Origin of the sequence: Prevotella sp. ne3005 (assembly GCF_900110085.1) — a bacterium.
In the GTDB taxonomy this organism is placed as follows: Bacteria; Bacteroidota; Bacteroidia; order Bacteroidales; family Bacteroidaceae; genus Prevotella.
On record NZ_FOCK01000009.1, the window covers coordinates 108,449 to 135,196 of the forward strand.

Annotated in this window: 21 protein-coding genes and 1 rRNA gene; 16 read left to right on the plus strand and 6 right to left on the minus strand. The window is 48.9% G+C overall.

Features of this window, described 5'->3' with window-relative positions; translation table 11 throughout:
* Positions 1 to 5 precede the first annotated feature (5 nt).
* Both BMY16_RS13205 and BMY16_RS13210 read left to right on the plus strand, forming a co-directional pair.
* Positions 6 to 1,826, plus strand: a complete 1,821-nt coding sequence (locus BMY16_RS13205) for a peptidase U32 family protein (RefSeq protein WP_091843288.1) — start codon at positions 6 to 8, stop codon at positions 1,824 to 1,826.
* A complete protein-coding gene (locus BMY16_RS13210; RefSeq protein WP_244513062.1) occupies positions 1,823 to 2,821 on the plus strand; it encodes a zinc ribbon domain-containing protein in 999 nt (332 codons plus the stop codon). Before BMY16_RS13205 ends, BMY16_RS13210 begins: the two co-directional genes overlap by 4 nt.
* A 433-nt stretch (positions 2,822 to 3,254) precedes the next feature.
* Here the strand turns inward: BMY16_RS13210 and hemW are convergent, their stop codons facing one another.
* Positions 3,255 to 4,376 carry a radical SAM family heme chaperone HemW gene (gene hemW, locus BMY16_RS13215; RefSeq protein ID WP_091843294.1) on the minus strand — a complete coding sequence of 374 codons (1,122 nt, stop codon included), beginning with the start codon at positions 4,374 to 4,376 and terminating at the stop codon, positions 3,255 to 3,257.
* 118 nt (positions 4,377 to 4,494) lie between these two features.
* On the opposite strand from hemW, the gene BMY16_RS13220 reads away from it, so the two are divergent.
* From BMY16_RS13220 to rplI, 6 genes are all read left to right on the plus strand, one after another.
* Complete coding sequence (locus BMY16_RS13220; RefSeq protein ID WP_091843296.1) at positions 4,495 to 6,654, plus strand: elongation factor G; 2,160 nt, start codon at positions 4,495 to 4,497, stop codon at positions 6,652 to 6,654.
* A gap of 170 nt (positions 6,655 to 6,824) precedes the next feature.
* Positions 6,825 to 8,387 carry a sensor histidine kinase gene (locus tag BMY16_RS13225; protein WP_091843299.1) on the plus strand — a complete coding sequence of 521 codons (1,563 nt, stop codon included), beginning with the start codon at positions 6,825 to 6,827 and terminating at the stop codon, positions 8,385 to 8,387.
* A 29-nt stretch (positions 8,388 to 8,416) separates the two neighbouring features.
* A complete protein-coding gene (locus BMY16_RS13230; protein WP_091843301.1) occupies positions 8,417 to 9,115 on the plus strand; it encodes a response regulator transcription factor RprY in 699 nt (232 codons plus the stop codon).
* A 276-nt stretch (positions 9,116 to 9,391) separates the two neighbouring features.
* Positions 9,392 to 9,736, plus strand: a complete 345-nt coding sequence (gene rpsF / locus BMY16_RS13235; RefSeq protein ID WP_036910923.1) for a 30S ribosomal protein S6 — start codon at positions 9,392 to 9,394, stop codon at positions 9,734 to 9,736.
* A 3-nt stretch (positions 9,737 to 9,739) separates the two neighbouring features.
* On the plus strand, positions 9,740 to 10,006 hold the full coding sequence (rpsR, locus tag BMY16_RS13240; RefSeq protein WP_013064765.1) for a 30S ribosomal protein S18: 267 nt from the start codon (positions 9,740 to 9,742) through the stop codon (positions 10,004 to 10,006).
* Between the two features lie 22 nt (positions 10,007 to 10,028).
* On the plus strand, positions 10,029 to 10,610 hold the full coding sequence (gene rplI, locus BMY16_RS13245) for a 50S ribosomal protein L9 (RefSeq protein ID WP_091843304.1): 582 nt from the start codon (positions 10,029 to 10,031) through the stop codon (positions 10,608 to 10,610).
* Positions 10,611 to 10,838: 228 nt separating this feature from the next.
* Here rplI and BMY16_RS15575 read toward each other — a convergent pair whose 3' ends face one another.
* Positions 10,839 to 10,994 carry a hypothetical protein gene (locus BMY16_RS15575; RefSeq protein WP_170836102.1) on the minus strand — a complete coding sequence of 52 codons (156 nt, stop codon included), beginning with the start codon at positions 10,992 to 10,994 and terminating at the stop codon, positions 10,839 to 10,841.
* A 285-nt stretch (positions 10,995 to 11,279) separates the two neighbouring features.
* On the opposite strand from BMY16_RS15575, the gene mtaB reads away from it, so the two are divergent.
* Together mtaB and BMY16_RS13255 are read left to right on the plus strand one after the other, a co-directional pair.
* A complete protein-coding gene (mtaB, locus tag BMY16_RS13250; protein WP_091843306.1) occupies positions 11,280 to 12,635 on the plus strand; it encodes a tRNA (N(6)-L-threonylcarbamoyladenosine(37)-C(2))-methylthiotransferase MtaB in 1,356 nt (451 codons plus the stop codon).
* A gap of 13 nt (positions 12,636 to 12,648) precedes the next feature.
* Positions 12,649 to 13,668 (plus strand): glycosyltransferase family 2 protein, encoded by a 1,020-nt coding sequence (locus tag BMY16_RS13255; RefSeq protein ID WP_091843309.1) that lies wholly within the window; start codon positions 12,649 to 12,651, stop codon positions 13,666 to 13,668.
* Here BMY16_RS13255 and BMY16_RS13260 read toward each other — a convergent pair.
* Positions 13,665 to 14,876, minus strand: a complete 1,212-nt coding sequence (locus tag BMY16_RS13260; RefSeq protein WP_244513063.1) for a DUF4861 domain-containing protein — start codon at positions 14,874 to 14,876, stop codon at positions 13,665 to 13,667. The genes BMY16_RS13255 and BMY16_RS13260 overlap by 4 nt on opposite strands.
* 193 nt (positions 14,877 to 15,069) lie before the next feature.
* Between BMY16_RS13260 and BMY16_RS13265 the strand changes: the two genes are divergently transcribed.
* From BMY16_RS13265 to BMY16_RS13280, 4 genes are all read left to right on the plus strand, one after another.
* On the plus strand, positions 15,070 to 15,867 hold the full coding sequence (locus BMY16_RS13265) for a gliding motility protein GldB-related protein (protein WP_091843312.1): 798 nt from the start codon (positions 15,070 to 15,072) through the stop codon (positions 15,865 to 15,867).
* 56 nt (positions 15,868 to 15,923) lie between these two features.
* On the plus strand, positions 15,924 to 18,143 hold the full coding sequence (locus BMY16_RS13270) for a S9 family peptidase (RefSeq protein WP_091843314.1): 2,220 nt from the start codon (positions 15,924 to 15,926) through the stop codon (positions 18,141 to 18,143).
* Positions 18,140 to 19,294, plus strand: a complete 1,155-nt coding sequence (locus BMY16_RS13275; protein ID WP_091843317.1) for a DUF4861 family protein — start codon at positions 18,140 to 18,142, stop codon at positions 19,292 to 19,294. Before BMY16_RS13270 ends, BMY16_RS13275 begins: the two co-directional genes overlap by 4 nt.
* 94 nt (positions 19,295 to 19,388) lie before the next feature.
* On the plus strand, positions 19,389 to 20,951 hold the full coding sequence (locus tag BMY16_RS13280) for an Ig-like domain-containing protein (RefSeq protein ID WP_170836109.1): 1,563 nt from the start codon (positions 19,389 to 19,391) through the stop codon (positions 20,949 to 20,951).
* Positions 20,952 to 21,008: 57 nt separating this feature from the next.
* On the opposite strand, the gene glyA is transcribed toward BMY16_RS13280, so the two are convergent.
* Genes glyA through pyrB form a run of 3 tightly spaced genes read right to left on the minus strand, consistent with a single transcriptional unit; the run spans position 21,009 to position 23,743 of the window.
* Positions 21,009 to 22,289, minus strand: coding sequence for a serine hydroxymethyltransferase (gene glyA / locus BMY16_RS13285; RefSeq protein ID WP_091843322.1), 1,281 nt, complete (start codon positions 22,287 to 22,289; stop codon positions 21,009 to 21,011).
* Between the two features lie 57 nt (positions 22,290 to 22,346).
* Positions 22,347 to 22,799, minus strand: coding sequence for an aspartate carbamoyltransferase regulatory subunit (locus tag BMY16_RS13290; RefSeq protein ID WP_091843325.1), 453 nt, complete (start codon positions 22,797 to 22,799; stop codon positions 22,347 to 22,349).
* Entirely contained in the window at positions 22,796 to 23,743 is a 948-nt protein-coding gene (gene pyrB / locus BMY16_RS13295) for an aspartate carbamoyltransferase (RefSeq protein ID WP_091843327.1), read from the minus strand. The genes BMY16_RS13290 and pyrB overlap by 4 nt, the downstream gene beginning before the upstream one ends.
* A 117-nt stretch (positions 23,744 to 23,860) precedes the next feature.
* Between pyrB and BMY16_RS13300 the strand changes: the two genes are divergently transcribed.
* Together BMY16_RS13300 and BMY16_RS13305 are read left to right on the plus strand one after the other, a co-directional pair.
* Positions 23,861 to 26,173, plus strand: a complete 2,313-nt coding sequence (locus BMY16_RS13300; RefSeq protein WP_091843330.1) for a transglycosylase domain-containing protein — start codon at positions 23,861 to 23,863, stop codon at positions 26,171 to 26,173.
* 498 nt (positions 26,174 to 26,671) lie between these two features.
* A 16S ribosomal RNA gene (locus tag BMY16_RS13305) occupies positions 26,672 to 26,748 on the plus strand; the annotation flags it as partial.

Consider the following 26,748-nt stretch of genomic DNA (forward strand, 5'->3'; position numbering starts at 1 on the left):
ATATATTGACTCCTCTAGAACTGTTGGCTCCGGCTAAGAATTTAGCGTGTGGCATCGCGGCTATCGACCACGGTGCCGATGCTGTCTATATTGGGGCGCCCCATTTCGGTGCCCGTGCTGCTGCTGGCAATAGTCTTGAGGATATTCGTCAGTTGTGTGCCTATGCCCATCCTTTTGGTGCCAAGGTATATGTGACGGTCAATACCATCCTTTACGAGGAAGAACTGGACGATGTGAAACAGATGCTCAGCGATTTGGCTGAAGCAGGTGTTGATGCCATTCTTGTTCAGGACATGGCTGTGTTGAGCCTTTGTCCTAAAGGAATGACTCTTCATGCTTCCACTCAGACCGACAACCGTACGCAGGAGAAAGTGCAGTGGCTCAAGAGTCTAGGATTCTCCCGTGCAGTTCTGGCCCGTGAGTTGTCTGTTGAAGAGATTGCCGGCATTCATCAAGCCGTACCCGACATGCCGTTAGAGGTGTTTGTGCATGGTGCCTTATGTGTCAGTTATTCTGGTATCTGCTATGCTTCGCAGTATTGTTTCCGTCGGAGTGCCAACCGTGGAGAGTGTGCCCAGTTTTGTCGTATGCGCTTCTCTTTGGAAGATGCCGACGGCAAGGAGATTGAGCATGAACGCTATCTGCTCTCTCTAAGAGATATGAACCAGAGCGACAACCTGCTGGCCTTGGCCGAGGCCGGGGCTACTTCCTTTAAGATCGAAGGCCGTTTGAAGGATCTCTCTTATGTGAAGAATGTGACAGCAGCCTACAGCGAGCGCCTGAACGAGATTATCCGACAGCATCCTGACAAGTATTGTCGTGCCTCGTTGGGGCATTCCACTTATACCTTCCAGCCCGATTTGAGAAAGACATTCAACCGTGGGTATACAACCTATTTTGCCCACGGCCGTCAACCGAATATTGCTTCCTTTGATACGCCGAAGGCCGTAGGTGAGTTTGTGGGCACTGTGAAGGAGATTCGTCACGACTCTTTTAACGTGGCGGGAACGGCAAGTTTTGCCAACGGCGACGGACTATGCTTCCTCAATAAAGAGCACCAGTTCGAGGGCCTTCGTGCCAATCGCGTGGCCGGAAATCGCATCTGGCCTTTCCGTATGCCTCAGGGCTTGCGCCCAGGCATGGCTTTATACCGAAACAACGACCAGGAGATGGAACGAGTACTCTCCAAGACGAGTGCTGTACGTAAGATTCCTGTTTGTCTGTCGCTTCAGGCTGTTGACGGCGGCTTTGAACTTTCCGCCAGTATAAACCCGTTGCCGTCGGTTAGTTGTTATTTCCCATTAGAGCATCAACAGGCACAGAAACGGCCTCATGAGAATATCATCCGACAACTTACAAAGCTTGGTGATACTGTCTATGAGTGTAAAGATGTCCATCTGCCAGACAACTTCTGTTTCTTTATCCCAAACAGCATCCTCTCTGAGATGCGCCGGGCTTTGGTGGATCAGCTCCAGAAAATGAAAACCCCTTCAAATGAGCCGACCCCATCTCGTGGACTCCCTGCAAAGGCTCCTGCATATCCATATCCTTACCTCTATAATATCTCAAACCACCTCTCCCGTGATTTCTATGCCGTTGATGATCTGACGGCTTTTGAATTGAAGGGTGGGGAAGGCCCGCTGATGCAGTGTCGTCATTGCATCCGCTACAGTCTGGGCTATTGTGTAAAGCGTGGTGGCAGGCGCCCGGAATGGCGCGAACCCCTTTCTCTCGTATTAGGCGATGGTCGCCGTTTTCGCCTTGAGTTTGATTGTGCCCAATGCCAAATGAACGTTTATGCGGCCTGCGGCCAGAATGATAAATGATGATTGATAAAGAATACAGGCGCGGTTGGTGCCATAGGCTGAGAAGATGGATGATTGTTTTATCATTCGTCATTTATCATTTGTCATTTACCGTAGCGTGTTACAACAAGGGACCTATTACGCCCGATGCCTGGGATCTGACAAAACAGCAGCTCGACTCGATCTCTTTCTATACTACTCATCATTACACGCAGAACTATAATTTCGTGGTGACGGGCGACTCCTTGGTGGTTGTAGCTCAGCAGCCAGAGGATATGGCAGTGCCCGAGGTGGTATCGATAGAGATAGAGGCGATAGGTAAGGAATGGCAGAAAGACTCTATCACACTACGGAAGAACGAACGTATTGTTGTGGCTGACATTAAGACCGTGCCTTCGGATACCATTGACTCTGTCTGGGTGAAGGTGGCACGCGACCAACTGACCTTTGGCTGGGTACATGAGAATGAACTGTTGGCCAAGGTGTCGCCCGATGACCCCATCAGCCAGTTCATCGATTTCTTCTCCGATACCCATCTGCTCATATTCCTGGCTTTCTGTGTGGTCATCGTTGCAGCTTATGGCGTGCGCCGTCTGATGAAACTTGGAGCGAAGATTGTGCATTTCAATGACATTCCGTCGTTCTATCCCGCCACATTGTGCCTCCTGGTAGCTACCTCGGCCGTCATCTATAGCAGTATTCAGGTGTTCGGCCCCGAGTCGTGGCGCCATTTCTATTACCATCCCTCGCTCAATCCCTTTGCATTGCCGCTGCATTTAGGCTTGTTTGTCACCTCTGTTTGGGCCATCATCATTGTTGCCATCGCTACGGTCGACGATGTCACCAAGCATTTGTCCTTGGGTGAGTCTATCCTGTACTTAGGCGGACTGGCTGCCATCTGTGCCGTCGATTATGTCATCTTTAGCATCACCACTTTATATTATATAGGCTATCCCTTGCTGATAGCCTATTACGTCTTTGCCATCCGTAGGCTCTCCCAGCAAGAAGGCATCTGATACAATCATCTGCTATTTAACGCTATTGAAGGGGGAACATCATACGCTATTAGGAGTAGGATGTAAAGAAAACATGCCTAAAAAAGTGCCTCTAGGTTTGCTCGAAATAGAGAAACGGGGAGGCACTTTGGAGGTGTAAATGGGTTATATTACGACTAACTATAGGTTTGAAGTAAGCAAAGCATAGGTTTAGTTACGGTAAAGTATAGGTTTGTGACGTCCAAACCCTATCTCTTTTTAGGCCAAACCCTAGGAGTTTTGCATCAAAATAGGGGCTTTCCCGGGCATTTTGAGGGACTTTTTGGTAAAGAATCACAACACAAAAACCGTAACCACCACACTGTCAATCACTTACCAAAATGGCTCAAAACTCGCGTAATTACGGCCTCGGAATGGCTTGGGCTCTAAAATGGTCTGGATTTTAAGCCTTTTGTCAGATAATTATCAAGTTGCTCATCACCATGTCGCTGACGAAGAGGCCCTTGCGGGTAAGATTCAGGTGTTGGTTGGGAGATAACTGTAGCAGTCCACCGTCGATGGCTTGTTGTGCTTCTCTGAGGCAGTAGTGGCGGTGCTTGTCGGACAGCAAAGTGAGGTCGAGCCCCTCTTTAGTACGCAGGGCAGTGGTAATGGCATCGTTATAGCGGGTGTCGTCGTCGAGCAGTTCTTGTTCGAAGCATGGCTGTTCTTTCTCTATCCCCTCCATGTACTGACGGATGTTGCTGACGTTCCAACGACGGCAACTCTTCCCGTCATACGAGTGGGCGGCGGCACCGAGGCCGATATAGGGCGTCAGGTTCCAGTAGCTGGAGTTATGGCGGGAGCGAAAGCCTGAGCGGGCGAAGTTCGATATCTCATAATGCTCGTAGCCTGCAGCCTCAAGGCGGTCGATGAGGGTGTAGTACATCTGGCGTTCCAGCTCCTCATCGGGGAGGGAATCCCTTAATGGCTGATCCTGCGCAACCTGCTGATGGAGTGGGGTGCCTTCCTCAATCATCAGACAGTAGGCCGACAAGTGTTCCACTTCGAGCGCGAGGGCATTGTCGATATCGGCTTGCCAAGCCTCGATAGTCTCGCCGGGAAAGCCATACATCAGGTCGATGCTGATATTCTGGAAACCGGCCTGACGCAATCTGCTGACAGCTTCTCTAGCCTGTTGCGCCGTATGGCGACGGTGCAGAAAGTGAAGTCGCTCATTGCAGAAGGTCTGCACGCCCATCGAGACACGGTTGACGGGAAGGGCGGTTAATGCCTCGGCAAACTCTGGGGTGACATCGTCGGGATTGCACTCGATGGTGACCTCGGCAGACTTTTCCACCTTATTATATATATATAGGGCGTCGAAGAGTTGCTGGAGTTGGGGGATGGTGAGCTGCGATGGTGTGCCTCCACCGAGGTAGATGGTGCCAACAGGTTCTCCGGCGGGGCGACAAGAGGCCTCCTGGCAAAGGGCATCGACATAGCGCTGACGGAGCTTCAGGCCCGTCGTAGAATAGAAGCCGCAATAGATGCATCGGCTTGCACAGAATGGGATATGAATATAGATTCCTGCCATAATGAATGCAAAAATACTAATTTTGTTTAATATTTGCAAGAATCTTTTGGCTATTTCTCGAAAAATGTCTACCTTAGTGCCCGCTTAATAGAAATATTCACCTAAAACCAACAATGATATGAAAGTATATCAGACAAACGAAATCAAAAACATTGCACTCATTGGCAGTGCGGGTAGCGGCAAGACTACTCTTGCCGAGTCAATGGTCTACGAAGCTGGCATCATCAAGCGCCGCGGCAGCGTAGAGAGTAAGAACACCATGAGCGACTACTTCCCTGTGGAACAGGAGTACGGCTATTCGGTGTTCTCAACTGTTTTTCATGTGGAGTGGAATAACAAGAAGCTCAACATCATCGACTGTCCGGGAAGTGACGACTTCGTAGGTGGTTCTATCACCGCTATGAACGTGACCGACCAGGCTGTAATCCTTATCAACGGCCAGTATGGTCCTGAGGTGGGTACGATGAATGCTTTCCGCAACACTGAGAAACTGAAGAAACCCGTTATCTTCCTCGTAAACCAGCTGGATCGCGACAACTGCGACTACGACCAGATTCTTGCTCAGCTGAAGGAAGTGTATGGTCCGAACTGCGTGCCCGTTCAGTATCCTATCCAGACCGGTGCTGGTTTCAACAGCGTGATCGACGTGCTGCTGATGAAGAAGTACTCTTGGAAGCCTGAGGGTGGTGCTCCCATCATCGAGGATATCCCTGCCGACCAGTTAGAGAAGGCGAAGGAGTGGAAGGCTGCTCTGGTAGAGGCTGCCGCTGCCGGCGACGATACGCTGATGGAGAAGTTCTTCGAGAGCGAGGACCTCAGCGAAGACGAGATGCGTGAGGGTATCCGCAAGGGCTTGGTGACACGTTCTATCTTCCCCGTATTCTGTGTCTGCGCTGGTCGTGACATGGGTGTACGCCGTCTGATGGAGTTCCTCGGCAACGTGGTTCCCTTCGTCAGCGAGATGCCCGTCATCAAGAATGCTGCCGGCAAGGATGTGCCTGCCGACGCTTCTGCACCTACATCTCTGTACTTCTTCAAGACGGGTGTTGAACCCCATATCGGTGAAGTATCTTATTTCAAGGTGATGAGTGGTGTCGTGAAGAGCGGCGACGATCTGACCAATGCCGATCGTGGCTCTAAGGAGCGCATCGGCACACTCTATGCTTGTGCTGGTGCTAATCGTATTCAGGTTGACGAACTGCGAGCTGGTGATATCGGCTGTACCGTGAAGCTGAAGGATGTAAAGACCGGAAACACCCTGAATGGCAAGGATATTGATAATAAGTTCGACTTCATCAAATATCCTAACTCTAAGTTCTCTCGTGCCATCAAGGCCGTCAACGAGGCTGAGACCGAGAAGATGATGGCTGCCCTGCAGAAGATGCGCCAGGAGGATCCTACTTGGGTGGTAGAGCAGTCTAAGGAGTTGCGCCAGATTATCGTTCATGGTCAGGGTGAGTTCCACCTGCGTACCTTGAAGTGGCGTATGGAGAACAACGAGAAGATCCAGATTGAGTATATCGAGCCGAAGATCCCATATCGTGAGACAATTACGAAGATGGCCCGTGCTGACTATCGTCACAAGAAGCAGTCGGGTGGTGCTGGACAGTTCGGTGAGGTACACCTGATTGTAGAGCCATATACCGATGGCATGCCCGATCCCACATCGTTCACAATCAACGGCCAGGAGTTCAAGATGAACATCAAGTCTAAGGAAGAGAAGGATCTGGAGTGGGGTGGTAAGCTCGTATTCATCAACTCTGTGGTTGGTGGTGCTATCGACCTGCGCTTTATGCCTGCTATCCTGAAGGGTATCATGGAGCGCATGGAACAGGGCCCGCTCACAGGATCTTATGCCCGTGACGTCCGCGTCATCGTCTATGATGGTAAGATGCACCCAGTTGACTCTAACGAGCTCTCGTTCATGCTCGCAGCCCGTAATGCCTTCTCGGCAGCCTTCAAGGAGGCAGGTCCAAAGGTACTTGAGCCTATCTATGATCTCGAGGTACTGGTTCCCGCTGACTATATGGGTGATGTGATGAGCGACCTCCAGGGACGTCGTGCCATCATCATGGGTATGGACTCTGAGGCTGGCTATCAGAAGCTTTCAGCCAAGATTCCTCTGAAGGAACTCTCCAGCTATTCTATCGCCTTGAGTTCTCTGACCGGTGGTCGTGCATCGTTCACAACCAGCTTCTCAAGCTACGAGCTTGTGCCGAACGATATCCAGCAGGCACTGATCAAGCAGCACGAGGAGGAGATGAAGGAAGAAGACTAAGTCGCTGGTTTATCATATTGGAAATCCCTGCCATAGGAATATGGCGGGGATTCTTTGTTTAAAATATAACAATTAGTTTTGGATGATAGTGTTAATTTTACTGAATTAGCCCGAAATAATTAACACTACAAACCGTTCTTTTTAAGAATTGACGTATCTTTGCCCTCGATATGAAGAAAAGTACGATTTGGATCATAGCTATAGTCATGGGACTCTCGTTCGTGGGGCTCCTTCTCCTCCAGATCTCTTATATTGAAGAGATGGCGAAGATGAAGAAGGAACAGTTCGACGAGTCTGTGAACCGCAGTCTCTATCAGGCATCCCGCAATCTGGAGATGAATGAGACGCTTCGTTATCTGGAAAAGGATGTAAAAGAGACTGAGCGTAAGGCCTTCAAGCAGGATTCTGTGATGGTTGATGGTCTTGATGGTACAATCAAGCACTCCCATCAGTTTGCCGTGGCTGCCGACGATGGTACGGTTTACTCCAGTTTCGAGTTGAAGACTTTTGCCATCAAACCGGCCAACGTTCCCAAGGCGATGATTCTGCGCACCGACAAGAACTCTATCTCAGAGGCCTCAAAGTCCTTGCAGGAGATTGTGCGTAACCGCTATGTCTATCAGAAAGCTCTGCTCGATGAGGTGGTCTATAACATTCTCTATACTGCGTCCGACCGTCCTCTGAAGGAGCGTATCAACTTCAAGCTTCTCGATCAGGACATTCGTGCGGAACTGATGAATAACGGTATCAACATCCCGTATCATTTCCGGGTGGAAACAGCCGACGGACGTGAGATATACCGTTGTCCGGACTATAGTGAGGAAGGTGAGGAACATACCTATAAGCAGACCCTCTTCCGCAATGACCCGTCATCGAAGATGGGTGTGGTGAAGATTCACTTCCCCGACATGAGCTCATACATCTTCTCGAGTGTGCGTTTCATGATTCCAGCCATGATCTTCACTGTGGTACTGCTCATCACCTTTATCTTCACCATCGTGGTCATCTTCCGGCAGAAGCGTTACTCTGAGATTAAAAACGACTTCATCAATAATATGACGCATGAGCTGAAGACTCCGATTTCCAGCATCTCGCTGGCGGCTCAGATGCTCAACGACGAGAGTGTCAGCAAGAGTCCTGCCATGCTCAGTCATCTTGGTGGGGTTATCAACGACGAGTCTAAACGGCTGCGTTTCCTCGTTGAGAAGGTTCTTCAGATGTCGATGTTCGATCGTAAGACAGCCTCTTTCAAGAAGAAAGAACTCGACCTTAACGAATTGCTTGAGAGCATTGCCAGCTCATTCTCTCTTCGTGTAGAGCATACCGGTGGTAAGATCTTTACCGAGATTGAGGCCGTTGATTCTGCCATCTATGTCGATGAGGTGCATTTCCAGAACGCCATCACCAATCTGATGGATAACGCTGTCAAGTATCGTAAACCAGAACAGCCGCTCGATATCTATATCCGTACATGGAACGAGAAGGACCGCCTCTGTTTCAGTATTCGTGATACGGGACTGGGCATCAAGAAAGAGAACGTCAAGAAGATCTTCGACAAATTCTACCGCGTCCATACTGGTAACGTTCATGATGTCAAGGGCTTCGGCCTTGGTCTGGCTTATGTCAAGAAGATCATTACCCTCCATGAGGGCGAAATCAAGTGCGAGAGCGAAATAGGCAAGGGTACTACCTTTACCATCTCGCTGCCCGTCCTTCAAGAAGACAATTCATAATAGTATTAACAAATAAAAAACGAAAGATTATGGAAGACAAGTTGAAAATCTTGCTTTGCGAGGACGATGAGAACCTCGGAATGTTGCTCCGTGAGTATTTGCAGGCTAAGGGCTATGTTGCTGAGCTCTGTGCTGATGGTGAGGCAGGCTTCAAGGCTTTCCTCAAGGCTAAGTTCGATATCTGTGTGCTCGACGTGATGATGCCTAAGAAAGACGGTTATACGCTGGCTCAGGAGATTCGCGCAGCTAATGCTGATGTGCCCATTATCTTCCTGACCGCCAAGACGCTGAAGGAGGATATCCTTGAGGGCTTTAAGATTGGTGCCGACGATTATATCACCAAACCCTTCTCCATGGAGGAACTTGTATTCCGTATTGAGGCCATCCTGCGCCGTACGAAGGGTAAGAAGAACAAGGAGTCTACACTCTATCACATCGGCAAGTTCACCTTCGATACCCAGAAGCAGCTGCTGATGATTGGCGACGAGCAGCGTAAGCTCACCACCAAGGAGAATGAACTGCTGGCTCTGCTCTGCTCTCATGCCAATGAGATCCTGCAGCGTGACTTCGCCCTGAAGACCATCTGGATTGACGACAACTACTTCAACGCCCGTTCGATGGATGTCTATATCACTAAGTTGCGTAAGCACCTCAAGGATGATCCGCAGATTGAAATCATCAATATTCATGGCAAGGGATACAAACTCATCACTCCCGAAGAGGAATAACCCTATTGGATTGGCGCTGGTTTTGGCCGGCGCCATCCTTTTGATGGTCAGTTATCTGGCTGGGTGGACATCCAGTAATCTGGTGTTGCTCAGCGGTTTCTTGATGATAGTTATAGGGGTAATATGGCATATCCGGCAGCAGAAAAGGCGGGAAAAGTATTAAATTCTGTTAAACAATTAAAATGTTCAATGTCCAATGTTCAATGTTCAATAGAAAATTAGTACCTTTGCACCCGCTTTAAGCACAACATTATTAATTTTTATTTATTAAGTAGTATGAATCAATACGAAACCGTTTTCATTTTAACTCCCGTTTTGTCTGATGAACAGATGAAGGAAACGGCCGCAAAATTCAAGAAGGTCCTGACCGATAAGGGTGCAGAGATCATCAGTGAAGAGGCCTGGGGATTGAAGAAGATGGCTTATGCTATTCAGAAGAAGTCTACAGGTTTCTACTGCCTGGTAGAGTTCAAGGCTGAGCCAGAAGTGATTAAGACATTGGAGACCGCCTTCCGTCGTGATGAGAAGGTTATCCGTTTCCAGACCGTTAAACTTGACAAGTATGCAGTTGAGTACGCCGAGAAGCGTCGTGCAAAGCTTGGTAAAAAAGAGGAGGCTTAAACTATGGCAGAACAGAGTGAAATCCGTTATTTGACAGCTCCTTCTATCGATACGAAGAAGAAGAAGTATTGCCGTTTCAAGAAGAGCGGTATCAAGTACATCGACTACAAAGATCCCGAGTTCCTCAAGAAGTTCCTCAATGAGCAGGGTAAGATTCTTCCCCGCCGTATCACTGGAACATCTCTGAAGTATCAGCGTCGTGTGGCTCAGGCCGTGAAGCGTGCCCGTCAGATCGCACTGCTGCCTTACGTAACCGATTTGATGAAATAATTAAAGAGGAGGACGCAAGATTATGGAAATTATACTGAAAGAAGATATTATCGGTCTGGGATTCAAGAACGATATCGTGAATGTTAAGTCTGGCTACGGCCGCAACTACCTCATTCCTCAGGGAAAGGGTGTGATTGCTTCTCCGTCGGCTAAGAAGATCCTTGCAGAGAACCTGAAACAGCAGGCTCACAAGCTGGCTGCCCAGAAGGCTGCTGCTGAGGAGAAGGCTGCCCAGCTTGCTGGTGTAGCTCTTGAGATTGCCGCTAAGGTAAGCGCTACCGGTCAGCTCTACGGTTCTGTAGGTGCCGCTCAGGTGGCTGATGAGCTCCAGAAGCTTGGTAAGGAGGTTGATCGTAAGATCATCACCATGAAGGATGCCAAGAAGATTGGTGACTATGTGGCTCTCGTACACTTCCACAAGGAGGTGACCGTTGAGATCCCCGTGAAGGTTGTTGCTGAGAATGCTGCTGAGCTGAAGGCTGCTGCTGAGGCTGAGGCTGCTATCAAGGCTGCTGCTGATGCCAAGAAGGCCGCTGCCGAGGTTGCTGAGGAAGCTGCTGAGGATGTAGAGGCTGTTGAGGAGGAGACTCCCGCAGAGGCATAACCCCAAAGATTTAAATCGAAACAATTAATAATTAATCAATGCTGTAAAGCATCATTATTTATTATGACGCAGCGTCCCGAGGGCCACAAGCCCCCGGGACAACTGTTTTTATATGGGACATACTAGTCATACCCTTCTGGGGTAGTGAACGAAAATGGACAAAAAGAAAGAGACCGTGGGACTCACGTCCTACGGTCTCTCATTTCTCTCAATTGTTCGGTGTTCTGATTACTCAGCAACAGTAGAATCAGCAGCAACTGAATCAACAGCCAGGCTGTCAACTACGCTATCAACTACCTCGGCGATAGAATCAGTGTCCTGTACAGGAGCCTGAGCCTTGTTACCACATGAAGCGAAAGAGATAGCAGCAACTGCTACGAACATAAATACTAATTTTTTCATTTTTTCTAAGCTTTTTAAATCTGTAAAACAATCATTTGTTTATTAAAACGCTGCAAAGTTAAGCATAATTTTAATATAACGTATCATTTTTTTCGATTTTTTTTTGCCTATTTTTGTAACTTTTTCGCAAAATACTGAAAATCAGCAAGATACGAAATGTTAAATTTTGGTGTTATTTTGCCACTTAACGGAAAAATGCCAAAAATTGATGAAAAGTGAGAAAAAAGCTGTACCTTTGTGCCCGTAAACAAGACACCTATTTTATATATGATAGATACATCGGCCTTTCAAGGTAAAACGGCGGCTTACTACACCCTTGGATGTAAGTTGAATTTCTCTGAGACATCGACTTTCGGGAAGATGCTTCAGGAACTGGGTGTGCGTACAGCACAAAAAGGGGAGCGGGCGGATATTTGTTTGATCAATACATGTTCGGTGACAGAGGTGGCTGACAAGAAGTGCCGTCAGCAGATTCACCGGATGGTGAGGGAGAATCCTAGTGCTTTTGTTGTGGTGACAGGCTGCTATGCGCAGTTGGAGGCCGACGAGGTGGCGAAGATTGATGGCGTGAGTCTGGTGCTGGGCTCTGACGAGAAGGCAAATCTGATCCAGTTTCTTTCAGATGCCTGGACGGGAGCCCGTGACGGCAGTGTATCTTCCAGAGAATCAGGAAGTGCATTCTTCCGGAAGAAGACAAAGGATATCAAGTCGTTTGCACCGAGTTGCTCGCGTGGCAACCGGACGCGGTATTTCCTGAAGGTGCAGGACGGTTGCGACTATTTCTGCACTTATTGCACGATTCCCTATGCCCGTGGCTTCTCGCGCAATCCAACCATCGCCTCGTTAGTAGCGCAGGCTGAGGAGGCTGTCAGTGAGGGCGGTAAGGAGATTGTGCTGACGGGTGTGAATATCGGCGATTTTGGTAAGACCACAGGCGAACACTTCATCAATCTGGTCAAGGCTTTGGATGGAGTTGAGGGTATCCGGCGTTATCGCATCAGTTCATTGGAACCCGACCTTTTGTCGGATGAACTGATATCCTATTGCGCCCAGAGTAGGGCATTCATGCCCCATTTCCATATACCATTGCAGAGCGGAAGCGATACGGTATTGAAGCTGATGCACCGTCATTATGACCGTCAGCTGTTTGCCGATAAGATCCACCGTATTAAAGAACTGATGCCCGACGCATTCATCGGGGTTGACGTGATGGTGGGTTGTCGGGGAGAGACACCGGAATGTTTTGAAGAGACGTATGAGTTTCTGAAGGCGCTCGACGTGACGCAGTTGCATGTGTTTCCTTATTCCGAGCGTCCGGGGACTTCTGCACTGAATATCCCCTATGTGGTCAGCGAGAAGGATAAGAAACTGCGTTCGAAACGGCTGCTCGATTTGTCTGATGAGAAAACCATTGCCTTCTACCAGCACCATATCGGACTGGAGGCTGAGGTACTCTTCGAGAAATCTACCCGTGGAAGGGCGATGCATGGATTTACAAGGAATTATATCCGGGTGGAGCTATCGCCGAAGGAGGCTGACCCTGCCATGGATAATCAGTTGGTAAACGTAAGACTGGGCGAACTGACTGCCGACAAACAGTCGCTGAAAGCTATATTATTATAATAAGGTACGCGCGATGGAGAAAGTAGCAATTGTTATTCTGAACTGGAATGGTCAGGCCATGCTTGAGAAGTATCTGCCTTCTGTAATGCAGTATTCGAGGGCGGAGGCGACAGTCTATGTTGCCGACAATGCTTCTACCGACCAGTCATTGGAGATGCTTAAGACGCACTTCCCCGAGGTCCGGCAGATCTGTTTGGAGAAAAACTGGGGCTTTGCCGAAGGCTATAACCAGGCCCTCCGACAGGTGGATGCAACGTATTATCTGCTGCTGAACTCCGATATTGAGGTGACTCACCACTGGCTGACGCCGATGATTGAATATCTGGACAGTCATCCCGAGGTGGCGGCATGTCAGCCGAAACTGCTCTCCATCATTGATAAGGACCGCTTTGAGTATGCCGGGGCGAGTGGGGGATACCTCGACCGGTTAGGCTATCCTTTCTGTCGGGGAAGGATCTTTGAAACGGTGGAAGCTGATAATGGACAGTATGACTATTCGACCGACATCCTTTGGGCAACTGGTGCGGCCCTGATGATTCGTTCGAAAGATTATTGGGAGGCCGGTGGGCTCGATAGCCGGTTCTTTGCCCATAATGAGGAGATCGACCTCTGCTGGCGACTCCGTATCCGTGGGCGCCGTATCGTCTGTCTGCCAGAAAGCTATGTCTATCATGTTGGTGGTGGTACGCTGCCAAAGGGCAATCCCATGAAGACTTTTTTGAACTTCCGCAACAACCTGACGATGCTTTACAAATGCCTGCCCGACGAGGAACTGAAATCCGTGATGCGTTGGCGTTGGTGGCTCGACTATTTGGCTGCCTGGGAGATGCTTTTGTTGAAACGGAATGTCGGCGATTTTAAGGCCGTGTACCGGGCCCGTAGAGCTTTTAAGCGTTGGCGAAAGGATTTTGAATCCGACCGTCGGGCCATACAAGCCAGTCGTGTGGCAAAAGAAATACCAGAGCGAAGGTCGTTCTCCTTGCTCTGGCAATACTATGTGAAAGGGCGTAAGATGTTTACGCAACTTCCTTAGTTGTCTACCTCATTCTGTTTCCACTGCTTTAGGAAATCAAACCAGGCATCGGCAGAATGATAGCCAAATGTTTCATTATCTGAGCAATAGATAACTTTGTATGACAGGTGTCTGTCGTCTGTTCCCACCACAAAGGCATAGTTGTCTTTGTTGACCGGTTCTTCACTCTTAATATATTTCTGTGGGATATAGATACCCAGACCGACGGTCTCTGGCTTGAAGTTCTCATGGTCGCTCGAAGGCCAGTCGGTGCCCCAGCAGGCACGTAACCCCTTCTTATCAGAAAATTCCACCGACTCCTTCACATTGATGATGCCTGTTGAGAAGAGATAGTCCTTCACGTCCTTGTCGAAGAACACATCTACATCTGTCGAGCGACTGCCGGCATACTGTGTGTATCGGATGGTCATCGTGATGGCAGGCTTGTCGGCATATGGTTTCCAATTCTTGTCAATCACTTCGACAATGGTACGCAGCGGACCATAGGAGATGATACGCTGTGTACGGCTGCTGACAGGATCGATCATCGTTGGTTGCTGTCCGTCCCAACCGCGGAAAGCACCTAGTCCGAAGGTGTTACCCACCCAAAGCACATCGTCGCCATAGCCCTGAGCCTTCTGCTCCTTGGAAGTATAGAACTGTGTCTCTTTCAGTTCGAGGCGCTTATGGAACTTGCCGTAAAGGTCAAGTGTCTGACGCTTGTCGAAATAGATACGGATTCCATTCAGTTCGCTCTCGAAATCCACCCCGTGGTGGTGCTGGATATTGTAGGAGTTGGCACAGTCACCACGGGCAGTGATCGACTCAATGAAGTTGTCGTGCTTGTTCTTCTCCTTCACCTTGTCATTGCGCAGGAGCATTTCGGCATAGACACGGGCTGGATATTCTATGGGAGCGTCGCAGGTGTTGAATGTAATCTTGTAGACAGCTCCTGTCTGTGCCCTCAGGTCAGCCAGGAAACAGAGCTCGTCGAATGTGCCGTCCTGATCGAGATCGTCAAGCTGACAGGGAATTTCGTTGTCCAATCCCAATGTGACCCTGGCCGAACGAATCGCTGCTCCGTCTTTCTTGAGTTTGATGACGACGGGGATGTCAGTACGGTCAACGCTCGAAGTGTTCTTGACTTCATGTGTGATTTCGGCAGTCTGTGCCGACACGGTTGTGGTGATGATGGCAGCGAATGCCATAAGTAGTGTTCTCTTTATCATGTTGGTTTGTTTTAGTGACACGCAAAAGTACTCAAAAACCTCCAAACTCAGCTTGTTTTTTACACAAATAAACAAGAATGTGCAGTTTTTTATACTATTTTTTATCTTTTTTAGGTTAAAATTTGGATTTGACAATAAAAATTAGTATATTTGCATCGTTTTTTAACATAAGTATAATATTCAGATCGGTTTCGTGCATAAGATATATTATTTCTTGATGGTTATCATGCTGGGATGCATCAGCTGTGAATGGCAGTTCATGTCGGAAAACGATGGAACAATTGCCGTTGACCGTTATGACCGTATCCAGAGCCTCTATCTCACCACGGGCGACTTCTCTGCTTTGCAGCAGATGAATACCGCCTATCCTATGCAGACCCGCACGCTGATTGAGGATGTACTGCGCATCGGTAAAGTCAATGATCAGCAGATCAACACCAAGTTCCTCCGCTTCTATCAGGATACGACACTACAGACGCTCATCGCCGAGGCTGAACAGCAATATGCGAATATGGATGACATCAATCAGGAACTGACTGATGCATTCAAATACCTGAGAGAGAATATTATCGGTCTGGAGGCACCGGAGGTCTATGCCCAAATCGGCTCCTTGGATCAGAGCGTGATAGTAGGTAACAACACCATCGGCATCTGTCTCGATAAGTATCTCGGAACCGATTATCCCCTCTACCAGAAGCCCGAATACGGCTATACCAAGCATCAGCTGTCGATGATGAACCGTCATTACATAGTGCCCGACTGTGTGGGCTTCTATTTGTTGAGCCTCTACCCGATGCCTACAGATAAGATGATGACGCAGCAGGATAGTGACATCCATATCGGTAAGATCCAGTGGGTGGTCAACAAGGCAATGGGTAAGCGTGTTTTTGAAAACAAATATATCCAGAAAGTACAGCGATATATGCTACAGAATAAGAATGTCAGCCTGGATATGCTATTGAGAAACAACAATTATATGGATTTTCAGTAATTCTCGGAAAAAATCATTATCTTTGCACCGTGAAATAATTAAAACGAAAGAAGATAATGATAAAACTACGATTACAACTCTTGACGTTTGTAGGTTTGTTCGTGCTATGCTGTTCTGTCGCATCAGCAGGGGAGATACTGACTCTGAAAGACATTACGGCTGGGAAGTTCCGTTCCAAGTCGATGACTGAAGTCAGACCGATGGCCGATGGGGAGACCTATGCCCAGATCAGTGACGATGGGAAACGCATTGTAACCTATTCTTTCCGGACAGGCCAGCAGACGGGTGTGCTCTTCGATGCAACCGCAGTCCAGGGGGCAGACATCGACATGGTTGAGGGGTATATCATGAGTCCCGATAATGGTCGGATACTGATTCAGACTGCCACGAAGACCATCTATCGCCGCTCGTTCACCGCCACCTATTATATATATAATACTCATACCAATCAATTGGAGCCACTCAGCGATGGCGGTCCGCAGCAGACACCGGTATTCTCACCCGACGCCAACCTGATTGCCTTTGTCCGTGACAACAATATATTTCTCGTTGACTTGCTCCATGACAAGGCTGAGTGTCAGGTGACGATGGATGGAAAGTTCAATGAGGTCATCAACGGCATCCCCGACTGGGTGTATGAGGAGGAGTTCTCCACCAATTCATCGATGGTCTTCTCTGCCGACTCCCGACAGATTGCCTGGATTCGTTATGATGAGAGTGCCGTCAAACAGTATTCGATGCAGCTATTCAAGGGACAGAAACCTGAGCGTAGCGAGTTTGCTGAGTACCCCGGCGACTATACTTATAAGTATCCCGTTCCGGGACAGGTGAATTCCAAGGTCAGCGTTCATAGTTATGACATCCAGTCGCATCAGACGAAGACCATCGACGTGCCGCTCGATGCCGATGGCTATATCCCCCGTATCAAGGCCACCAGCGACCCATCGAAGATAGCAGTCTTTACGATGAACCGTCATCAGGACCAGCTCCGCATCTATATGGCTAATCCGCTAACTGCTGTCTGCCAACTGGCCATCGAGGACAGGGTGGAGAAGTATATCAAGGAGGAGACACTGGAGGATGTGCAGTTGACTGATAAGCATATCTTGCTGCCCAGTGAGCGCGATGGCTATAATCATCTCTATCTCTACAACCTGAACGGACAACTGTTGCGTCAGATAGTGACCGACAAGTATGTTGTCAAGAGTGTCTATGGCTATGATGAGAAGTCTGGTGACACTTATTTCGCTGCCAATCCCAAAGGTGCCACCGACCAGCAAGTGATGGTAGCCCGTAAGAATGGAAAGACAGAGGTGCTTTCCAGGCAGGCTGGTGTGAATCATGCCATCTTTAGTAAGAATTTCAAATACTTCATCAATATCTGGAGCGACCTCGACCATCCGGCACAGTACACGCTCTGCCAGAATAACGGCAAAGTTCTTCAGACCATGATCGACAATCATGAACTGGTGGAGAAACTGTCGGCCTATGACCTTGGCAAGAAGGAATTGTTTTCTTTTACCACCTCTGAGGGTGTCTTACTTAACGGTTGGATGGTGAAGCCAGCCGATTTCGACCCCGCAAAGAAATACCCGGTGATCATGTATCAGTATGGTGGACCCGGCAATCAGCAGGTACTCAACCAGTGGGGCATCGGCATGAGCGGCAATGGTGCCATTCTCGAACAGTTCCTCTGCCAGCAGGGCTATATCTGTGTTTGTGTCGACAACCGTGGTACGGGTGGCCGTGGGGCCGAGTTTGAGAAGTGTACCTACCTGCGCTTGGGTGAACTGGAAGCCCGTGATCAGGTAGAGACAGCCCTCTGGCTAGGCAGTCAGACGTATGTCGACAAGGAGCGTATCGGTATCTGGGGCTGGTCGTATGGTGGTTGGAACACGCTGATGTCCATGTCGGAAGGGCGTCCCGTCTTCCGTGCCGGTGTGGCCATCGCACCGCCCACCTGTTGGCGCTATTACGATTCTATCTACACCGAACGGTATATGCGCACACCTCAGGAGAACCCACAGGGCTATGACGAGGTCAACCCCATAGCCCGTGCCTCGCAGCTCCATGGCGCCTTGCTGGTTTGTCATGGACTGGCCGACGACAATGTACACTACCAGAACACGGCTGAGTATGTCGAGGCTCTCGTACAGGCCGATAAGGATTTCCGTCAGCTCGTCTATACCAATCGCAATCATAGTATCTTTGGCGGCAACACCCGTAATCATCTGTTCCGCCAGGCAATTTCTCACTTTAATGCAGAACTGAAATGAATACTTTATTATCTTTGATAGTCGCTGTTTTCCTGACAGTCGAGGTAAGTAATCCAGCCAATGAGTATCGTGAGCAGGTCGTGGAAGTCCCGCTCGATACGGTGCTGGTGGCACTGGGAACGACAGCCGACAGCCTCCGCGTACTGGAGGCGGCAGGACTGGATGTCCCCTTTCAGGTGACTCACGACAGAAAACTGTTGATTGAGGCTTCCGTCAGGCGACATGGTACTGCCCGTTTCACGATAACGAAGGGCAGTCCCCGGACCTTCCCGATGGTCTGTCATGGGAAACTGCATCCGGAACGTAAGGACGACTTCGCTTGGGAGAACGACCGTGGGGCCTACCGTGTCTATGGGCCGGCATTGGAACGTACGGGTGAACGCTCTTTCGGTATTGATGTCTGGACGAAGAATACACCCGAGCTGGTGGTTGACGACCGTTTCTATATCGAGGATATTGTGATGATGCCAAAGGTCGACTCCCTGCGTAGGGTCGACCGCCACCGTGGCGACTCTCTCTATCGTATCAATTCCTATCACCATGACCATGGTCGCGGGCTTGATCCCTATAAGGTCGGGGCAACCCTGGGCTGCGGTGCACCGGCTCTGATGATTGGCGACAGCATCGTTATGCCTTATTGCTTCGCGAACTACGAGATTCTGGATGAAGGCCCGCTTCGTTTCTCTGTCCGTCTGACGCAGAGTGTCCGGACGGTCAATGGCGACAAGGTCACCGAACACCGAGTCATCACCCTCGATAAGGGGGCGAACTTCAATCAGATGACCGTCAGCTATGAGGGACTCACCAAACCGCTTGCTTTCTGTTCGGGGGTTGTCATTCAGAAAGAAGACCCCGAACCAGTGGTGCTGGCATCCAACTATGTGGCCTATACCGATCCTACGGATCAGCCGAACGTACACCATGCTCCGCTCTATGTGGCAGCACTCTTCCCCAATGGTCCCGTGGAGACAAAACGATTAGGAAATCATGCAGTGGGTGTTGTCCGGAACTATCGTGGAGCCCCCTTTACCTATTACTTTGGTTCTGCCTGGTCTAAGCATGATGTGCGGACTTCCGAGGAGTGGCTTTTAAGGATTGCCTGGTTCCTGAGGTCGGTAGAGAATCCTTTGCAGGTAACAATGAAAAAATAATTAAAATATCTGTAGAAAGATGCGAATTCTCCAAAAAGTTTGTATCTTTGCAACCGATATAAGTACTTATTAAGTAATAATGAACATGAAAACAATGAAATCTTTAAGTTTTTTCCTGATGCTTTTAGTGTTGGGAGTTGGCTTCAGCTCTTGTGGCGAAGACTACGAAAGCCGTCTGCCTGAACTGTTGATTAAGGATATGTCGTTTGAGGCAAGTACATCGTCTCAGACACAGTCACAGCAATTCCGTAATGAGGACATGTCCAACTTTAGTATTACTACGGACGCCAGTTGGTGTACGGCCAAGATTGACTATGAAACCTCTACCATCAATGTGACGGTTAACGCTCGTGGCATGTCTGAGGATACCGATGCGGATCCCTATAGCGATCGCTCTTGCGTGGTGACCATCACCGATGTGAGATCTAATAACGTACGTAGTTTCAATGTGTCGCAGAAGCAGGTTGATGAAATCAAGGTTGGTCAAAATGAGTATCAGGCGCAGCATGTAGGTGGCGAAGTTACAATTGAACTACAGAAGAATGTTGATTATACTGTAGTCATCCCAGCTGATGCAACCTGGATTACCGAGAATAAAAATGCAAAAACCAGAGGACTTGAAAAAGCATCGGTCGTTTTGACTATCGCCCCGAATAATAGTGGCTCTTATCGTAGTGCTAAGGTCGCTATTAAGAGTAACAATGATAAAATTGTTCGGGAAGTCAAGATTTCACAGTTGTTTGTCCCCAGCTATACTATTGAGACAGATAAATTTTCTATTGACGAACTGGCACAGACGATAAAAGTTAATATCACTGCCAACTTCAAGTATGAGATCTATCCTGAGGACGAATGGGTTTCCAGCGGTGGTAGGGAGACGGTCAGCGAAACCGAGTTTATCCAGAAATTCGATGTCACAGCCTTCAAGGAAAAGAAGGAAAGTCGAGAAACTACAGTTGAGTTCTATGCCAACATTAAGTTGAGAGAGGGCGTTTATGATGAAATTCGGAAAACGATAACAATCACTCAGAATCGTACCCTTTATATCCCTAAAGATTCGCTGCATCTTGCTTTGGGCGATAGCGCAGCTGTCGAGGTGACTAACACGGAAAAGCGCGACCTCGTATGGAGTACTTCTGATGAGAAGGAATTCACCGTTGATGCCAAGGGCATGGTAAAGTGTGTCGGTAATGACGGCGACGGTAAGGCCACTATCACAGTAAAGTCTAAGGACGGAAAGTATTCTGATGAGATTATCGCTGTAGCCAAGAAGCCTGTCGATCTCAATGACTATCTGAAGTGCTCTTGGGCTACCAAGACGGCTACCAAGGAAGGTGTCAGCACGGAAACGCTGAACTTCAATATTAAGAATACAAGCGATCAGTCTATTACGCTGACGAATTACAGCTTCTATAAGGATAGCCTTGATGTGTCGCCATGGGATGCCAGTGATATTTCTGAACCATTGGGTGGTAATGGCAGTAAGACCATTGACTTAGGTACTGCTCCTACTACGAACTACTACATGATTCTGAAGTACACCTATCTGAATGAGAAATATATTTTGAGATTCTCTAAGAAGGGTGACATGACCATCAAGAAGGAAGAGGCACCGAAACCTTCTGCAACCCGTAGGTCGTCCAGATCTCGTAGATAATAACAAAATAACAATAAAAATCCCCGCCGATTGGCGGGGATTTTTTATTGGATGATTTTAGTAAGCGAAGAGCGGATATTCCTTCATCTTCTCGTTCACACGCTGGCGGACGCTGGCAATCACCTCGGCGTTCTCAGGATCGTTCAGCACTTCCTCAATCCAGGCTGCAATCTGAACCATCAGGTCCTCTTTGGCACCACGGGTGGTGATGGCGGGAGTACCCAGACGGATACCAGAGGTCTGGAAAGCTGAGCGGCTGTCAAAGGGTACCATGTTCTTGTTTACTGTGATATCAGCTGCAACAAGGGCGTTCTCGGCCACCTTACCGGTCAGGTCGGGATACTTAGAACGCAGGTCTACGAGCATGGAGTGGTTGTCGGTACCACCGCTCACGATGCTGAAACCACGCTTGATCAGCTCCTCGGCCAGCACCTTGGCATTCTTCTGTACCTGCTTGGCCCACTCCTTGAACTCAGGCTGCAGAGCCTCGCCGAAAGCTACGGCCTTGGCAGCGATGACGTGCTCCAGCGGACCGCCCTGCTGTCCGGGGAAGACGGCAGAGTTCAGCAGCTGACTCATCTTCTTCACAACACCCTTCGGTGTGGTATAACCCCAAGGATTGTCGAAGTCCTTACCCATCAGGATGATACCGCCGCGCGGGCCGCGCAGGGTCTTATGGGTGGTAGAGGTTACGATGTGGGCATACTTCACGGGGTTCTCCAGCAGACCGGCAGCAATCAGACCAGCGGGGTGAGCCATGTCAATCATCAGCAGGGCACCTACCTTGTCGGCGATCTCACGCATACGCTTGTAGTCCCACTCACGGCTGTAGGCTGAGCCACCGCCGATAATCAGCTTCGGCTTGTTCTCTATGGCCAGACGCTCCATCTCATCATAGTCTACACGACCCGTCTCCTTGTTCAGGTTGTAACCTACGGGCTTGTAGAGGATACCGCTGGTGTTCACCAGTGAACCGTGAGAGAGGTGACCACCGTGATCCAGGTTCATACCCATGAAGGTGTCACCGGGCTTCAGCACTGCCAACAGCACTGCAGCATTGGCCTGTGCACCTGAGTGGGGCTGCACGTTGGCATACTCGGCACCGAAGAGCTGGCATACACGGTCGATGGCCAACTGCTCTACCTCGTCCACCACCTGGCAACCGCCATAGTAACGGTGACCAGGATAACCCTCGGCATACTTGTTGGTCAGGTAAGAGCCCATGGCCTCCATGACCTGGTCACTTACGAAGTTCTCACTCGCAATCAGCTCTATGCCTTTCATCTGGCGCTGATGCTCTTTCTCAATCAACTCAAAGATTGTGTTGTCTCTGTTCATTGTCTTTGTTTATTGGGTTTAACTTTTACCTTTTTACTTTTTTACCTTCTTACCCTTTTACTTCTCACACAGTTCCACTTTGTTGATGTCCTGCTCCTTCTCGCAGTAGTGGCATGTCAGAATGCCGTTGGCCACATGGAAGTGGGTCTTCATCGGCTCGTTGTTCGTCACGCACTTCGGATTATTGCACTTCACGATACCCTTGATCTCCTCAGGCGTTTCCACGGCCTTTTTCTCCACCACCTCATAGTCGCGGATGATGCTCAGAATGACATTGGGAGCCACCACGGAGAGACGAGAGATCTCGTTGTCGGTGAAGAATTTGTTCGATACCTTGATGATACCTTTGCTGCCCACCTTCTGTGAGGGATAGTTGAAACCGATGGTCACAGGTGTCTTCAGGTCGAAGAGTCCTAACAGACTGGCTACCTGATAGGTCTTGTTGGCAGGTATGTGGTCGATGACGGTGCCGTGCTCAATGGCGGCAACCAGGCGTTCTTTCTTATTCATTTTATAATCGTTTTGTCGTTCTTAACTTCCTCTAATGATATTCCCAATACGTCGCAGAAGATGGCCTCACGGGCGAAGAGCCCGTTGCCGGCCTGCTGGATATAGTAGGCATGCGGATTCTCGTCCACATCGTAGGCAATCTCGTTCACCCTGGGCAGCGGGTGCAGAATCTTCATGTTGGGCTTGGCACTCTTCAGCATGTCGTTGTTCAGCACATAGACATTCTTCACGCGCTCATATTCCATCAGGTCGGAGAAACGCTCCTTCTGCACACGGGTCATATAGAGGATGTCGGCATCGGCAATCACTTTCTCGTTGAAGGCCGTATGCTCCTGATACTTGATGCCGTGCTCCTTGCAGTAGATCTTATACTCGTTAGGCATGGCCAGTTCCTTCGGAGCCACAAAGTGGAATGTCGGGTTGAAGTGGCGCATGGCCATCAGCAGCGAGTGCACTGTTCTACCGTATTTCAGGTCACCCACCATATATATATTAAGGTTCTCGAGCGTACCTTGTGTTTTATAGATAGAGTAGAGGTCGAGCATACACTGCGAGGGATGCTGGTGGGCACCGTCGCCGGCATTGATAATGGGGACGGGAGCCACCTCAGAGGCATAGACGGCTGCACCCTCGATATAGTGGCGCATCACGATGACGTCGGCATAGTTCGATACCATGAGGATCGTATCCTTCAACGTCTCACCCTTCGTACCGCTGGTGATTTTCGGGTCGGCAAAACCGATTACACGGGCACCCAGCCGGTTGGCGGCGGTCTCAAAACTCAGTCGTGTACGTGTCGAAGGCTCGAAGAAAAGGGTTGCCACCACTTTTCCTTTTAATAACTCCCTGTTCGGGTGTTTCTCAAACTCCTCTGCCATCTCAATCATATAGAGAATTTTCTCCCGAGTGAGGTCGGCAATGGTTACAAAATTATGCTTTTCCATCCCTATTTTGAATTTGTTGGCACAAAATTACACATTATTTCTGATTTACGTGCGTTATTTTTGAATAATTTCGTAATTTTGCACCAAGATACTTAAAAAAGTGACGAATTTACAAATATGAGAAAGCTATTTGTCTATTTTTTGTGGACATTATTGACCATTACCGTGTTGGGATCGGCAGTTGCCTTTTATGCCATCGACGAGGGATGGATTGGCTATATGCCACCTATCGAAGACCTGCAGAACCCTATCAACCGTTATGCCACTCAGATCTATTCCGCTGACGGAAAAATACTGGGTACATGGAACTATAACCGGGAGAACCGTGTGTTGGTCGACTTCACTAAGATTGCGCCTGCCATGGTACAGGCATTGGTGGCTACCGAGGATGCCCGTTTCTATGAGCATTCTGGTATCGACTTCTATGCCCTCGGCCGTGCCATCGTCAAGCGTGGCATCCTGGGCCAGAAGAGTGCCGGTGGCGGCTCTACCATCACCCAGCAGCTCGCCAAACAGTTGTATTCCGAACATGCAAACACCACTATGGAACGTCTGCTCCAGAAACCGATAGAGTGGGTGATTGCTGTGAAGCTGGAACGCAACTATACGAAGGATGAGATTATTACCATGTACTTGAATTATTTTGACTTCCTTCATAATGCCGTAGGCATCAAGACTGCTTCGAACGTGTATTTCAGTAAGGAGCCGAAAGACCTCACAGTCACTGAGGCTGCCACGTTGGTAGGTCTCTGTAAGAACCCCTCTTACTATAATCCCGTCCGTCATCCCGATCGCAGTCGCGACCGTCGTAATGTCGTCTTGGGTCAGATGCTGAAGGGTGGTTATATCAGTCAGGAGGAGTACGACAAGTACTGTGCTGAGCCCTTGACATTGAAGTTCCATGTGGCCGATCACCGTGAAGGATTGGCTGTCTATTTCCGTGAGTTCCTTCGTCGCTACATGACGGCGAAGAAGCCCGACCGTGCCCTGTATCCTTCTTGGAATATGGTGAAGTTCTATAATGACTCAATCAATTGGGAATCAGACCCTTTGTACGGTTGGTGCAATAAAAACGTGAAGCGTAATGGCGAGAACTATAGCATCTATACCGATGGACTGAAAGTCTATACCACCATCGACTCCCGCATGCAGAAATACGCCGAGGATGCCGCCTACCAGCATGTGGTGAAGTTCCTCCAGCCGGCCTTTAATAAGGAGAACCGTAACAAGAAGAATGCACCTTATTCTAACAACCTGACCCAGGCTCAGGTGCAGCAGATCCTCAACCGCTCAGTCCGTCAGAGTGAGCGCTACAGGGTGATGCGTGAGGAGGGTATCCCTGAGGATGAAATTCAGAAGGCATTCCATACACCGACCAACATGTCCATCTTCACCTATCATGGTGAGGTGGATACAATAATGACTCCTATCGACTCGATAAAATATTACAAATCATTCCTGAGAACTGGCTTCGTCAGTGTATGTCCGCAGAATGGTCATGTCAAGGCGTATGTCGGTGGTCTCGACTATGAGCATTTCGCTTACGATATGGTGATGGATGGTCGCCGTCAGGTGGGTTCAACCATCAAACCCTATCTCTATTCCCTTGCAATGGAGAATGGCTTCTCTCCCTGTGACGAGGCTCCCAACGTGCAGGAAACCTATATTGTAGCCGGCAGACCGTGGACACCGCGTAATGGCAGTCGTGCCCGTTATGGTGAGATGGTGACGCTGAAGTGGGGACTTCAGACCTCTAACAACTGGATCTCTGCCTATCTGATGAGTAAACTTAATCCGCAGGCCTTTGTCGACCTTCTCCATGAGTATGGCATCCGCAATCCCGAGATCCATCCTTCGATGGCACTCTGTCTCGGACCTTGTGATATCAGCGTTGGCGAGATGGCCAGTGCCTACACTGCCTTTGTCAATCACGGTATCCGTGCTGCTTGTATGTTTGTTACGAAGATTGAAGACGGTGAGGGTAATGTCATTGCACAGTTCCAGCCCCGCATGAACGAGGTCATCAGTGAGGAGAGTGCCAACAAGATGATTTATATGCTGAAGAATGTGGTGGATGGTGGTACAGCCTCACGCCTGCGCTTCAAATATAATCTGAAAGGTGATATTGGTGGAAAGACGGGTACGACCAACAATAACAGTGACGCTTGGTTCGTGGGAATCACTCCAACCCTTGTTAATGCCTGTTGGGTGGGTGGCGACGACCGTGATATCCACTTCGAGTCGATGGCAATGGGTCAGGGTGCCTCTGGAGCACTCCCTATTTTCGCACTCTATATGCAGCAGGTCTATAAGGATTCGCAGCTTGGTTATAACGAGAGTGCCATCTTCGATTTGCCTGACGGTTACGACCCCTGTTCGTTCGTCGATGAGGCGGTCGGAAGCAACGAAATCGATGAAATCTTTGAATAATGTCCTTATATATATAATAAGGTATAAGGTTTAATTGTAAACAATCCCGAAAATCTTTTGGTTTTCGGGAATTTTTTCGCTTAAAAATTTGGAGGGTATTGATATTTGTTGTACCTTTGCACTCGCTTTCGCTCAAAAATCCGGCAAACGAGCACAGAGCCAAGTTTACTTGAGCTATGTCGAGTGCAGCTGATTTACGACTTGAAAAGTCAATAATCTGGGTTGAGGCAGAAAAGAAAGAGTTCTTTGAAAGATTTACATAGACAGAAGTAGTACAAGAAGCGAGTGCTCATGATGAGCACTTGGGTAGAAGAAACAAACCGTTTCAATTTCTTATCAATAGGAAAAAGAAATCTTGGATAGTCGTTCTGAGACAGAGTAAAGTCGAAAGGGATTTTTTACAAGGCTCCGAGCAGCGAGAGATAATGAAAGCCTGCTTTCATTTCCGAGTCGCGAGAGAGTCTCGTATAATTTTTCTTTCGTAGAAATAAAAATTATACAATGAAGAGTTTGATCCTGGCTCAGGATGAACGCTAGCTACAGGCTTAACACATGCAAGTCGAGGGGCAGCATGA